The sequence below is a fragment of the Arthrobacter methylotrophus genome (assembly GCF_039539965.1).
Lineage (GTDB): Bacteria > Actinomycetota > Actinomycetes > Actinomycetales > Micrococcaceae > Arthrobacter > Arthrobacter methylotrophus.
On sequence record NZ_BAABED010000001.1, the window covers coordinates 36942 to 49136 of the forward strand.

Consider the following 12195-nt stretch of genomic DNA (forward strand, 5'->3'; position numbering starts at 1 on the left):
TGAAAGGAAGCAACATATGTCACGCGCTGTAGGTATCGACCTCGGAACCACTAACTCCGTCGTCTCTGTTCTCGAAGGTGGCGAGCCCACCGTCATTGCCAACGCCGAGGGTGGCCGCACCACGCCGTCGGTGGTTGCATTCTCCAAGTCCGGTGAAGTTCTGGTCGGTGAAATCGCCAAGCGCCAGGCCGTCAACAACATCGACCGCACCATCGCTTCCGTGAAGCGCCACATGGGCACCGACTGGTCGGTCGCCATTGACGACAAGAAGTACACGCCGCAGGAAATCTCCGCGCGCATCCTCATGAAGTTGAAGAACGACGCCGAGTCCTACTTGGGCGAAAAGGTCACCGACGCTGTCATCACCGTCCCGGCCTACTTCAACGACGCCGAGCGCCAGGCCACCAAGGAAGCCGGTGAAATCGCCGGCATGAACGTTCTTCGTATCGTCAACGAGCCCACGGCCGCTGCACTTGCCTACGGCCTTGACAAGGGCAAGGAAGACGAACTCATCCTGGTCTTCGACCTCGGCGGCGGAACGTTCGACGTCTCCCTGCTGGAAGTCGGCAAGGACGAAGACGGCTTCTCCACCATTCAGGTCCGCGCCACTGCCGGTGACAACCGCCTCGGCGGCGACGACTGGGACCAGCGCGTCGTTGACTACCTTCTGAACCAGCTCAAGGTCAAGGGCATCGATCTTTCCAAGGACAAGATCGCCCTGCAGCGCCTGCGCGAAGCTTCGGAGCAGGCCAAGAAGGAACTCTCCTCCTCCACCAGCACCAACGTTTCCCTCCAGTACCTCTCCGTCACCCCCGACGGCCCGGTCCACCTGGACGAGCAGCTGACCCGCGCCAAGTTCCAGGACCTCACCAAGGACCTGCTGGAGCGCACCAAGAAGCCGTTCCACGACGTCATCGCCGAGACCGGCATCAAGCTCTCCGAAATCGACCACATCGTACTGGTGGGCGGTTCCACCCGTATGCCTGCTGTCTACGACCTCGTCAAGGAACTCGCCGGTGGCAAGGAGCCCAACAAGGGCGTCAACCCGGACGAAGTTGTTGCCGTTGGTGCCGCACTCCAGGCTGGTGTGCTGAAGGGTGAGCGCAAGGACGTCCTACTGATCGACGTCACCCCGCTGTCCCTCGGCATCGAAACCAAGGGTGGTGTCATGACGCACCTGATCGAGCGCAACACGGCCATCCCCACCAAGCGTTCCGAGACCTTCACCACCGCTGACGACAACCAGCCGTCCGTGGCCATCCAGGTCTTCCAGGGCGAGCGTGAATTCACCCGCGACAACAAGCCGCTGGGCACGTTCGAACTGACCGGCATCGCTCCGGCACCGCGCGGCGTCCCCCAGGTCGAGGTCACCTTCGACATCGACGCCAACGGCATCGTCCACGTCTCTGCCAAGGACAAGGGCACCGGCAAGGAACAGTCGATGACCATCACCGGCGGTACCGCGCTCTCCAAAGAAGACATCGACCGCATGGTCCGTGAAGCCGAGGAGCACGCAGCCGAGGACAAGGCCCGCCGCGAGGCTACCGACACCCGCAACACTGCCGAGCAGCTCGCCTACTCCGTGGACAAGCTCATCGCCGAAAACGAAGACAAGCTGCCTGAAGAGGTCAAGACCGAGGTCAAGGCCGACGTCGACGCACTCAAGAAGGCCCTCGAAGGCGCCGACGACGCAGCAGTGAAGACCGCTTTCGAGAAGCTGCAGCACTCGCAGTCGAAGCTCGGCGAAGCGATCTACTCGCAGGCCGGTTCCCCGGATGGCGCAAGCAGCGCTGCCGGTGCTGAGGGAGCTCACGCTGGCGCCAAGGCTGGTTCTTCGGATGAAGATATCGTCGACGCCGAGATCATTGACGAAGACGAAAAGAAGTAACCATGCCTCACCACGGCAATGACGCAGAGCACTCACCTTCCAACAACGAGGGCAAGCACGACGAGCGTGAAGGAGCCGGTCAGCAGAAGCCAATTATTCGTGACAACCGCAAGGTTGACCCGGAGACCGGGGCCGCGCGGCACCCCCAAGGATCGGCAGCTGATTCCAACGCCGCTGCCGCCGGGGGCGACGCCCTGTCCCAAGCTGAGGAAATCCTCAACGGCGTACAGGTTCCGGCTGAAGAGTCGGTAGCCCCCGGTGCCGCTGCGGAAGCAGAGGCCGCGGAACTCCGCAATGACCTCTTGCGCCTGCAGGCTGAGTACGTCAACTACCGCAAGCGGGTCGAACGCGACCGCGCCGTCGCAGGGGAAATGGCCGTGATCGGCGTCCTGAATTCTCTGCTGCCGGTGCTCGACGACATCGACGCCGCCCGCCAGCACGGCGACCTCGTGGACGGCCCGTTCGCCGCGATCGCCGCCAAGCTGGAGACCGCGCTCAAGACGTACGGCCTGGAACGCATCGCGGAAACCGGAGTCGAGTTCGACCCCACGATCCACGAAGCACTCATCCAGCAACCGGGCGAAGACATCGACGTGGACACCGTCAGCCAAGTGCTGCGCTCCGGTTACCGTTCCGGCGGCCGCGTCCTGCGTGCCGCACAGGTAATCGTGGCTGTGCCTGCTTAGCATTCTTCGACATGGCAGTTCGCGGCAGTGATTCGCTAGGACATTGTCGCGAACTGCCATTGTGGTACACAACGAAAGGAAACGCCCTTGGCCAGCCAGGACTGGGTTGAGAAGGATTTTTACGCCATCCTTGGTGTCGCCAAGGACGCCCCTGACGCTGACATCAAGAAGGCGTACCGCAAGCTTGCGCGAAAGTACCATCCGGATACCAATTCCGGTGACGTTACCGCGGAGAAGAAATTCAAGGACATCTCCGAGGCCTATTCGGTGCTCTCGGATGCCGAGGAACGTCAGCAGTACGATGCCATTCGTGCCATGGGCGGGGCACGATTTGCCCCTGGTGCCGGCCGCGGCGGACCTGCCAATGGCGGGTTCGAGGACCTCTTTGGCGGGCTTTTCGGCGGCGGTGTACGTCAGCCGGCCGGAGCCGGTGGCATCCCTCCCGAGTTCGCTGACCTGTTCGGTGGCGGCTTCGGCGGCGGACAGACCGGCTTCCAGCGCGCCCCACAGAAAGGCAGCGACCGCACGGCATCCACTTCGATATCCTTCGCGGGATCCATCCATGGCACCACGGTGAGCTTGCGCGAAAGCAACGGCAACGTCATCGACGTCAAGATTCCCCGGGCATCAGGGACGGCCAGAAGGTACGTCAGCGCGGCAAAGGCAATCCCGGCACCGCGGGCAACGGAGACCTCATCATCACGGTGAACGTCAAGTCCCACGATTTCTTTCACCGCGACGGCGACAATATCCGCATCCACGTGCCGGTCACCTTCGCGGAGGCCGCCTTGGGTGCCAACATCCATGTGCCAACGCTCGACGGCGACACGGTCACCGTCCGCGTCCCGGCCGGCACCCCCTCGGGCCGCACGCTCCGAGTCAAGGGCCGCGGCGTCAAGACGTCGAAGGGCACCGGCGATCTGCTGGTGACGATCGACGTCGCCGTCCCGCAGAACCTCAACAAAGAGGCCGAGGAAGCTGTCAAGGCATTTGCCGCTGCCACTTCCGACGCCGATCCCCGTCACGACCTGGCCACCAAGGCCCGCTTGTAGCGGGAGCAGCACGCGGGAGGGACCTAGCCATGGGCATCGATACCAACGAGCCGATCTTCGTCATCTCCGTCGCGGCCGAACTGGCGGACATGCACCCGCAGACCCTGCGCCAATACGACCGCCTCGGCATCGTGTCGCCGAGCCGTGCCCCGGGCAAGTCCCGGCGCTACTCCCAGCGCGATATCGACCGCTTGCGCGAGGTTCAACGGCTCTCCCAAGAGGGCGTTTCCCTCGAAGGCATCAAGCGCATCCTCGAGCTCGAAAACCAAGTGGCAGCGCTGCAATTCCGCGTGGCGGAGCTGAACGAGGAACTAGAACGCCGGCGGAGCCCCATGGAGGCCCGCATTTTTGCGGCCGGAGCAGCGGGCGACGTCGTCAGCCTGGCCCGTGGGCAGCGGCCCCGGGCGCGGTCCCAAGCAGTGGTGGTGTGGCAGCCGCGTCCGGGGGAGTAGTCCCCTAAGCCAGTGACAGGGTCGCCAGAAGGACGGGGCTGCCTTGATCCGCCCAGGTACCGCTCAAAGTTTCCTTGCCGTTGAGAGGCCCGCGCTGGGCCCCTGGATCCAGAATGCGGTGCACCAGCAACGTGAGTTCGCCGGCGTCGATGCTGGTGATGCCGTCTTCGGTTCTCGGGACTGCCGGACTCAGGACCGGGACGTCGGTGCCGGATGCTCCACTGCCCTGGACCTTGACGGAGCTGGTGCGCGGCTCCAAAGCGCCGTCCACCTCCACAAACTGTTTGGCTTCCCGTTGGCCCGTAAGGATGGCGGTTGCCAAGGCAGCGACGTAAACGGGATCGGCGCAAGCGTCGTACACCCACCTCCTGCCCAGCACGGAGTGTTCCATGGTGCCCAGCAGCGAGTCTCCCGCGCCGACCAATTCCGAACCGCGGTAGCTCAGCGGAATCTGGTAGACCTTGCCGCCGTGGGAGAGCAGATGGGTTTCAAGTCCGACTTCGCCGTCCGGATCCTCGAACCTGTAGGCGCCGAGGAGCTCGGGCTGCGCGGAACCATCCTTGGTGAACCACGGCTGCTGGGGCAGGTACTTCTCGATGAGTTCCAGTTTGCTCGGACGCAGGGTTGCTCGATGGATAATAGCCATGCGGTCCAGCCTAAGCCACCTCGAAGCAGTTGCTTCAGGCACCCCCCCTACTCCGCGAACAAGCCCGCCAGGTCCTCCGCCGTCAGGGCGCCACCAGTCAGGGCATCGCCTTCCATGACGTCCGCGAACAACTGCGACTTCTTGGCCTTGAGCGCCATGACCTTTTCCTCGATGGTGTCCTTGGCCACGAGGCGGTAGACCATGACGTTCCTTGCCTGTCCGATCCTGTGGGTGCGGTCCACGGCCTGTGCCTCCGAGGCCGGGTTCCACCACGGATCAAGGAGGAACACGTAGTCGGCCTCGGTCAGGTTCAGGCCGAAGCCCCCGGCCTTCAAGGAAATGAGGAACAAAGGTGCCGCGCCGTTCTTGAATTCGCTGACGACGTCGGCCCGGTTCCGGGTGCTGCCATCGAGATAGCAGAACTCGGTACCCTCTTCCTCAAGACGCTGGCGGACCTTGCCCAGGAATCCCGTGAACTGGCTGAAAATGAGCGCCCTGTGCCCTTCGGCAACAATGTCTTCGAGCTGCTCGAACAGCACATCCAGCTTGGACGAACGCACCGCGGACAGGGACTCATCCACCAGTGAGACATCCAAGCTGAGCTGCCGCAAAAGCGTGAGCGATTGGAAGATGGTGAAGCGGTTTTTATTGACGTCGTCAATGAGTCCCAGGATCTTCTGCCGTTCACGTTGCAAGTGCGTCTGGTAAACCTTCTGATGCCGCGGATTGAGCACCACTTCGAGCACTTGCTCCTGCTTGGGCGGCAGGTCCTTGATGACTTGCTCTTTGGTGCGGCGCATCATGAGGGGACGGACCCGACGTCGGAGCTTGGCGAGCTGGGCCTTGTCGCCGTTCTTTTCGACCGGCTTCTGGTAGTACTCCGCGAAGCGCCGTGGGCTCGAGAACAGCCCGGGGGCCACGATCGAGGTCAACGCCCAGAACTCCATGAGGTTGTTCTCCAAGGGCGTTCCCGTGATGGCCAGCTTGAAGGATGCCGGGAGTTTCCGGGCGCATTGGTAGGCCTTGGACTGGTGGTTCTTCACGAACTGGGCCTCGTCCAGCATCAGCCCGGCCCATTCCTTGGCGGCGTAAGCCTCGTAGTCGATCCGGAACAAAGCATAGGAGGTGATGACGACGTCGGCCTCCGCCATCGCTTCGAGCGGATCCGCGCCGCTCTTGGCAAAAGTCTCGCCGATGGTCCTCACGGCCAGCCCGGGAGCGAAGCGCTGCACCTCGGCCGCCCAGTTTCCCACGACACTGGTGGGCGCCACTACTAGAAAAGGGGCATACGGGGCGTGGCGGTGCCCGGTGCCAGCGCCACCGGCGTCCCCGGCACTTGAAACGGCCTCCTTCGCGGCGCACATCAAGGCAATTGCCTGCACCGTCTTGCCGAGGCCCATGTCGTCTGCCAGGACCCCGCCCAGGCTATGCCGGTACAGGAAACTCAGCCAGTTGAAGCCCTCCAGCTGGTACGGGCGGAGCTCGGCGTTAAGCGAGCCCGGCAGCGGCAGCCCGGTCACGCCGTCGTCGAGCAAGCCGCCTACGGCCTCGCGCCATGCGGCAGCCTGCTCATCCACGATTCCCAATTGCGCGAGCTCGTCCCAGAGACCGGCCTGGAAACGGCTGATCTGCAAGGTGCCGTGCCGGTCCGGGTTGTCCTGCAGGGACCGCGCTTCGTCAATGAGCGCGCGGAGCTGGTGTAGCTCGGGCAGGTCCAGGGAGAAGTAGGCGCCGCTGGGCAGCAACATGCGGCTCTGACCTGCCGCGAGCGCAGAAAACACGGCAGCAAAGGACACCGGTTCGCCCTCGAGGGTGATGACGATGCCGAGATCGAACCAGTCGCGGCTGTCCGTGGCCTTGGTGGAAATGGAGACCACGGGAGCTTCGGTGGCTTCGCGGTAATCGGCGATGTCGCCGGAGGTCTCCACCACGACGTCGGCCAGCTCGCGGAGCCGGGGGAGGACCTCTTCAGTGAACGCCAGGGTGTCCAGGCCGTCGAGCTCCACCGAGTCGGCAAGTCGCGGGGCTCCCCATCCGCCGCTGGAGGATTCGCCGAGCGCCGGGACCACATCCCAAGGCCGGCCCAGGGACTCCAGGATCCGGGCTTCCTCGGCGTCGTCGCGGTAGCCGTGATCGTCAGGGTACCGCCAGAGGGGTTGGGCCGTCACGAGCTTGCCGGCCTTGTAGTGCCATTCCCAGTGCAACCGGACCCGGTGGTCGGCGCCGTAGTTCGCCAGCAGGGACAGCGTGGGCACAGCGAGGACCGGCAGCTCCACTGAATGGTCCGCTGCCGTGACCCGGGTGGACTGCTTAAGCTTCGGATAGAACGCCGTGAGGAATCGCTCTTCGTCCTTCGCCGGAATCTGGAGCCGGGACGCGCTCATAACGAAGTCCAGCAGTTCCTGGGACTCGCCGCCCTCCAAGGGGGCCAGGGTAATGAGGTTCCCGGGGGCCGGAACACCGGGCAGCGGACCCTCGTCGGGGCCAGTGAAGAACAAGCCATGCGCCGGGCGGCCGATCAAGCCCAAGGCGGCCGGATCGAGGGCGTCCCCGCCCAGGGTCACTGACGGCGCCAGCTGGAGTCCGTCGTCGGGCTGGCCACTGTTTGAAGGGTCGATGCCCAAGCGGCTGAGGTCAAGCCCGACGACGGCGGGCTCCGCGGCAATGCGGACCGGCTCGGTCCCGCCGGAGTGGATGAGCGATACCCCGATTTTCGAGGCCTCAGCCAGCAGGCTCCACAGGTTCTTGCCAGCGAATTCGTTGAGCAGCATCCACATGCTGGACGTGAGCTGCCGGTAGTCCGTGGTGGAATGCGCGGCGAGGAAGTTCTGCATCCACTCGATGTGGGCTTCGTTGAACTCGCGCTTGTAGCCGAGGTAGTTCAAGTTGGTCCAGGAGACATCGCCGCGGATCCACTTGCCTTTGGCGCCCATCATCACGGGGCGGGCTTTGAGTTGGCGCACGCTCCGGAGGGGATCCCGGCGGCCGGTGTAGGAGAAGTGCGCAGCCGGTTCTTCCACCTCGAAGGCCAGCGCCAAGGGCAGGCCTTGGCCCTGCGGGGTGTTTCCCGGAGTGGCGATGAGCTTGCTGAGGGTCTGCTCCCAGGCGGGCCGTTGCACGATTCCGCCGTGCTGGGCCGTCTGTCCGGCAGCAGGAGCGCTGAGTAGCTGCGCCCGCACTGTGGGAAGGTCTTCGGCGGCGAAGAGCAGGGCAGCAACATGTTTGCAGTCCTTGCGGACCGGACAGCTGCACACTCCGACGGTGCAACTCCAGCCACCGGGTTTACGGACCAGTTTGGCCGAGGTCGAATACGGTGACGGGCCGCTGCCCCGGACCTTCCCCATCATCAAGCCGGTGGAGGAGTCGAAGGTGACGCTGCCGACCCGGCTTCCCATGGCGTAGGCGAGTCCGGCCGCCAAGGAGCGGTCGTTGATGGCGGGTGTCTGAATCGCCAGTTCCCAAGAGTCGTCTGAGCGGGAAGGCATTCGTTGGGGCTACTTTCGGCAGGAGGCTATCTATGAATCCTAGCCAGCCGGGAGCGGCCCTGAAACTTTGCCGGACGTTCACCTCGGCCTAGCCTGCCCGGCTGCCGCCCCCGCGTACGTTGAAAGGGTCCGGAGCAGCACAAGCTTCTTAGCAGTGAGGAAATCCCATGACGAGCAATGAGACCATCTTCAGGAACGTGACAGTTCTGACGAAGGACAGCATCGACGCCGCCGACGCAGACGTTGTGGACGCGAACGTCACCGTGGTCAACGAGATGTACGAGGAGCTCCTCAACCATGAGGAAATCGCCACCAACGCGCTGCGCAGCTACTTTGTGGACTACTACCTGACCCAGGCACTCGCAGGCGGCTTCGCCCAGTACGTGTTCACTGTCCCGGAGCGCGAAGAGGTGGACGTGTTTGTCCGCGAAGGACTCGAAGGAATGGGCGCAACCGGCCACCTTGAGCTGTTCAACCGCACCGCTGCAGCCTTCGATTCCCTCTCCGAGGACGACGTCGAAACTTACTTGGATGGCGACCTTGACGAGTCCGAGGAGGCGCCGGAGGCCGTAGCCGAACTCGAGGCCCTCGACGGCGAGTTCGAGTCGCTCCTGGAAATCGAGGACATCATTGCCCTCAACGCGGCCTGGCTCCGCGGCCAGGACGGCGTGCTCTACCTGGACGAGGAGCAGCTCAAGGCCCACATCGCCGAGCGCGTGGCCCTCATTCCCAACCTTGAAGAGCGCCAGGCCGAGGCGGCCGAGGCCGAACTCGAGAACGCCCCTGAATTCGAGCTCATCATCCGTGAACTGTGCGACGTTGCAGGCTACACGCTGGAAAAGATCACCATGGGTGATCCCAACTACGAACACGACGGCGAGACCATCCTCGCCTGGCACTTCACCACCGACCAGGGCAAATTCATCATGATCGAGGAGGAAGAGGAAGCCTTCATGATCCACCCGGAGACAAAGGAAATCATCGCTGCTGTTGAGTTCGAAGACGCCTAAGACGCTCGCTCACCTATAGGCCTCCCCGGGCAGACGCTCGCTCACCTATAGGCCTCCCGGGCAAACGCTCCTTCAGATCTGCCGGCCGGCCCGGAAAGACCTGAAGGAGCGTTTGCCTTTTGGTGTGGAAAAGTGAGGGAGGGTTTAATAGCCCATGCTGCTGCTCGGGGTCACCATGGAGCCGGACGGGCTGACCAAGGACCAGACACCACCGACGCCCTGGCCCTTGATGTCGCCGGGAGCCTTGTCCTGCCCGAAGAAGTAGAGGGGCATGCCGTTAAGGGTGATCTGCATCTTGCCGTCTGCCGTGGGGATAGTGCCGAGAGTTCCGGTCACGTCCTCAGCCGCAGGCTTGCTCGAGGTCGTAGTCACGGCTGGCCACGAAGCGGCGCAACCGCCGGTGCAGGCACTCTTCCCGGAGTCCTTGACGTCCTTGGTGAAGACATACACGCTCATGCCGTTCGCAGCTACCACGATCTGGCCGGCGCTCGACGTCGCGGTCTCCAGATCATAGGCGGCGGAAGCGCTCGACGACGGTGCCGGGCTCATCGCCGTCGGGCTCGGAGCGCTTGAACTCGATGCCGCCGGGCTGGATGCAGTAGGACTGGGACTGGCGGCGCTTGAGGACGTGGAGGACGCGCCGGGGCTTCCTCCGCAGGCAGCCAGGGCGATGGCCAGAGCAAGGACGCCGAGACCGGTGCTGAGTTGTTTCTTCATGGGGTGCTCTCCTTTGCTGCGCCGGCCATGGACGTGCCGGAAACTAACCCCTACGACGCTGCGGGGTGAAGAATGGTTCACGGGGCTGAACCTTTTTCGTGGCGGGCACGTCGTATCGCAGGAGAAGGGGAAGCTGAAGCACACAGGAGGCGCCAATGCCGCTCGACGAGGACGTGGTGGCCGCAATCTACCGCGACCACGGCACAGCCTTGCGCCGCTTCGTGCTGAGCTGCACGCCCGACGCGCACTTGGCTGACGACGTGGTGCAGGAAACCATCCTCCGCGTGTGGCAGCACGCCCCGCAGATCACCGGGAGCCTGCGCAGCTACCTTTTCCGTACAGCCCGAAACGTCATCATCGACAACTACCGCAAGGCCCAGCGGCGCCCGGCCGAAGCCTCCGAACGCGACATGGCGGATCCGGAAGAAGCCACCGAACGCGTAGACGAGCTCCTCAACAGGGTCCTCATGGAAGAAGCGCTCCTGCGGCTCAGCACCGAACACCGGGAGGTCCTGGTAGCACTACACTACGAACGTTTCACGGTCAACGAAGCCGCACTCAGGCTCAACATCCCCAGCGGAACCGTGAAGTCGCGGGCCTTCTACGCCGTCAGGGCGCTTCGCACGATTCTGGATGAAATGGGGGTGCAGCGATGAACGAGACGGAACGTCACCAATTGCTGGGCGCCTACCTGCTCGGCGGCTTGGAGCCCTCCGAAGCCCGAGCCTTCGAGGCGCACCTGGAAGCCTGCACGGATTGCAGGGGCGAGCTGGCCGAGCTGGAGAGCCTCCCGGCGCTCCTCGATGCCGTCCCCGTGCCCGACGCCGTCGCGCTCGCCGCCGGGCGCAGCGCCCTCGAGCCCCCTGCCGCGGCGCAATCCGCTGCACAGCCCTCCTGGTCGACGCCGGCCCCCTCCGACGCTCGCTCACTTTTGGGGGCCTTTTCCGAAACGCTCCCGCAGCCGATCGTTCTGAAAATGGCCGCGCGACGCCGGAAATCCCGACGCCGGTGGATCGCCCTGGTGAGTGGGGTGGCCGCCGCGTGCCTTGGCTTGGGCATCCTGGCCGGGCCGGCGCTGAACCAGCCACCCAAGCCTGACGCCAGCTACTCCGTGCAGACCGACAACGGCTTGGAACTCTCAGTGGGGCTCGTCAGGAAATCGTGGGGAACCGAGTTGCAGCTGGAAGGCCGCAGCATGCCGTTGCAAGGCACGATGTACCTGTGGGTCAAGGGCCGCGATGGCACGGAGGAGATGGCTTGCGGCTGGACCGCGACGTCCAGCGGACACATCAAGGTGACGGGCGCGACGCCGGTCCAGCTCGCCGGGATCTCGGGTGTGGAACTCCGTGACGATGCCCAAAAGACGGTCGCCGTCATTTCGGTCCCGGGAAGCTAGGGGTTCCCGGGACCTGGTCGGCCGGCGGCTCCCAGCCGGCTACGAGGGTGCTGCTCCGCTGGCAGCCGGATCGGGCAGATCGCTTCGCTCCCAGGCGGGCATGTCCAGTCGGTTGAAGCTATAGAGATGGATTCCCGAGATACCTTCAGGCTGCGCCATGAGCTCGGAAACCAGGCTTCCCGGTGAGTACCTGTCCCCGCTCAGCAGCTTGCGGGCAAGAGTTCCTTTGCTGCTGAGGAACTTCAGGGAGGTCCCAACGCCGATCTGGGTTGCCAGGGCCAGCAGTTTGGTCCGCGGAACGGCTCCGGGCACCCCTGCCCACACCGGCAGTTTCACGCCCTCGCGACGCAAGAGTGCTGCGTAGTCGAGGATTTTCGGGGCGGAAAAGCACATCTGCGTGACCACGTGGGTGGCCAAGTGTTGTTTGGTCAACAAGGCATCCAGCAGGTCCAGCCCGCTCACTGAAGGGTGGCCCTCCGGGTAGCCGGCAATGCCCGCCGTGATCCTACCGCCGGAATGTTCCGCGATGTCCTCCAACAGGGGGAGGGAGGACGCATAAGGGCCGGCGCCTTGCTGTCCGTCTCCGCCGATGGCAAAGACCTCAGTGATCCCGGCAGCCTCGCAGTCCCGGAGGATGCCTGAAAGCTGAGCCCGGTCCACCAGCCGCCGTGCCGCGAGGTGCGGAATCACGTTGTAGCCGAGCAAACCGAGCCGGACCGCTGTCGCCATGGTCTGTGCGATCCCGTGATGGGGCAAGCACGTAATGGTGAGCGTTGTGGAAAGCGGCACCTCGGCCTGGACTTTCTCGACGATTCCGTCTGAGGGAATGATTTCAATCCGCGTGGGGAACATGCTGGGGTCCT

At 64.1% G+C, this 12195-nt stretch carries 10 protein-coding genes and 1 pseudogene; 7 read left to right on the plus strand and 4 right to left on the minus strand.

Annotation, left to right across the window (positions count from 1 at the left end; genetic code table 11):
- Positions 1-16: 16 nt before the first annotated feature.
- The 4 genes and pseudogenes from dnaK (at position 17) to ABD884_RS00215 (ending at position 4078) form a co-directional block, all read left to right on the plus strand.
- Positions 17-1888: a molecular chaperone DnaK gene (dnaK, locus tag ABD884_RS00200; protein ID WP_028267564.1), complete on the plus strand. Its 1872-nt coding sequence runs from the start codon at positions 17-19 to the stop codon at positions 1886-1888.
- Between the two features lie 2 nt (positions 1889-1890).
- Positions 1891-2574 (plus strand): nucleotide exchange factor GrpE, encoded by a 684-nt coding sequence (locus ABD884_RS00205; protein WP_345033279.1) that lies wholly within the window; start codon positions 1891-1893, stop codon positions 2572-2574.
- An 87-nt stretch (positions 2575-2661) separates the two neighbouring features.
- A pseudogene (locus ABD884_RS00210) lies at positions 2662-3626 on the plus strand (DnaJ C-terminal domain-containing protein).
- Positions 3627-3655: 29 nt separating this feature from the next.
- Positions 3656-4078: a heat shock protein transcriptional repressor HspR gene (locus ABD884_RS00215; protein ID WP_345033281.1), complete on the plus strand. Its 423-nt coding sequence runs from the start codon at positions 3656-3658 to the stop codon at positions 4076-4078.
- Positions 4079-4082: 4 nt separating this feature from the next.
- Here ABD884_RS00215 and ABD884_RS00220 read toward each other — a convergent pair whose 3' ends face one another.
- Both ABD884_RS00220 and ABD884_RS00225 read right to left on the minus strand, forming a co-directional pair.
- Entirely contained in the window at positions 4083-4724 is a 642-nt protein-coding gene (locus ABD884_RS00220; RefSeq protein WP_345033283.1) for a CG0192-related protein, read from the minus strand.
- Between the two features lie 47 nt (positions 4725-4771).
- Entirely contained in the window at positions 4772-8209 is a 3438-nt protein-coding gene (locus tag ABD884_RS00225) for a DEAD/DEAH box helicase (protein WP_345033284.1), read from the minus strand.
- Positions 8210-8376: 167 nt separating this feature from the next.
- Here ABD884_RS00225 and ABD884_RS00230 point away from each other — a divergent pair, with 167 nt between their 5' ends.
- Positions 8377-9219 (plus strand): DMP19 family protein, encoded by an 843-nt coding sequence (locus tag ABD884_RS00230; RefSeq protein ID WP_345033285.1) that lies wholly within the window; start codon positions 8377-8379, stop codon positions 9217-9219.
- Positions 9220-9363: 144 nt separating this feature from the next.
- Here the strand turns inward: ABD884_RS00230 and ABD884_RS00235 are convergent, their stop codons facing one another.
- Entirely contained in the window at positions 9364-9936 is a 573-nt protein-coding gene (locus ABD884_RS00235) for a COG4315 family predicted lipoprotein (protein WP_345033286.1), read from the minus strand.
- A 155-nt stretch (positions 9937-10091) separates the two neighbouring features.
- Between ABD884_RS00235 and ABD884_RS00240 the strand changes: the two genes are divergently transcribed.
- Both ABD884_RS00240 and ABD884_RS00245 read left to right on the plus strand, forming a co-directional pair.
- Positions 10092-10592, plus strand: a complete 501-nt coding sequence (locus ABD884_RS00240; RefSeq protein WP_345033288.1) for a sigma-70 family RNA polymerase sigma factor — start codon at positions 10092-10094, stop codon at positions 10590-10592.
- On the plus strand, positions 10589-11332 hold the full coding sequence (locus tag ABD884_RS00245; protein WP_345033289.1) for an anti-sigma factor family protein: 744 nt from the start codon (positions 10589-10591) through the stop codon (positions 11330-11332). The genes ABD884_RS00240 and ABD884_RS00245 overlap by 4 nt, the downstream gene beginning before the upstream one ends.
- 39 nt (positions 11333-11371) lie before the next feature.
- On the opposite strand, the gene ABD884_RS00250 is transcribed toward ABD884_RS00245, so the two are convergent.
- On the minus strand, positions 11372-12184 hold the full coding sequence (locus ABD884_RS00250) for a methylenetetrahydrofolate reductase (protein WP_345033291.1): 813 nt from the start codon (positions 12182-12184) through the stop codon (positions 11372-11374).
- Between the last annotated feature and the right edge of the window lie 11 nt (positions 12185-12195).

What these genes read in the sequence shown, in the direction of transcription:
- dnaK (WP_028267564.1), top strand. Translation starts at nt 17, where the DNA reads ATGTCACGCGCTGTAGGTATCGACCTCGGAACCACTAACTCCGTCGTC.
- ABD884_RS00205 (WP_345033279.1), top strand. Translation starts at nt 1,891, where the DNA reads ATGCCTCACCACGGCAATGACGCAGAGCACTCACCTTCCAACAACGAG.
- ABD884_RS00215 (WP_345033281.1), top strand. Translation starts at nt 3,656, where the DNA reads ATGGGCATCGATACCAACGAGCCGATCTTCGTCATCTCCGTCGCGGCC.
- ABD884_RS00220 (WP_345033283.1), bottom strand. Translation starts at nt 4,724, where the DNA reads ATGGCTATTATCCATCGAGCAACCCTGCGTCCGAGCAAACTGGAACTC.
- ABD884_RS00225 (WP_345033284.1), bottom strand. Translation starts at nt 8,209, where the DNA reads ATGCCTTCCCGCTCAGACGACTCTTGGGAACTGGCGATTCAGACACCC.
- ABD884_RS00230 (WP_345033285.1), top strand. Translation starts at nt 8,377, where the DNA reads ATGACGAGCAATGAGACCATCTTCAGGAACGTGACAGTTCTGACGAAG.
- ABD884_RS00235 (WP_345033286.1), bottom strand. Translation starts at nt 9,936, where the DNA reads ATGAAGAAACAACTCAGCACCGGTCTCGGCGTCCTTGCTCTGGCCATC.
- ABD884_RS00240 (WP_345033288.1), top strand. Translation starts at nt 10,092, where the DNA reads ATGCCGCTCGACGAGGACGTGGTGGCCGCAATCTACCGCGACCACGGC.
- ABD884_RS00245 (WP_345033289.1), top strand. Translation starts at nt 10,589, where the DNA reads ATGAACGAGACGGAACGTCACCAATTGCTGGGCGCCTACCTGCTCGGC.
- ABD884_RS00250 (WP_345033291.1), bottom strand. Translation starts at nt 12,184, where the DNA reads ATGTTCCCCACGCGGATTGAAATCATTCCCTCAGACGGAATCGTCGAG.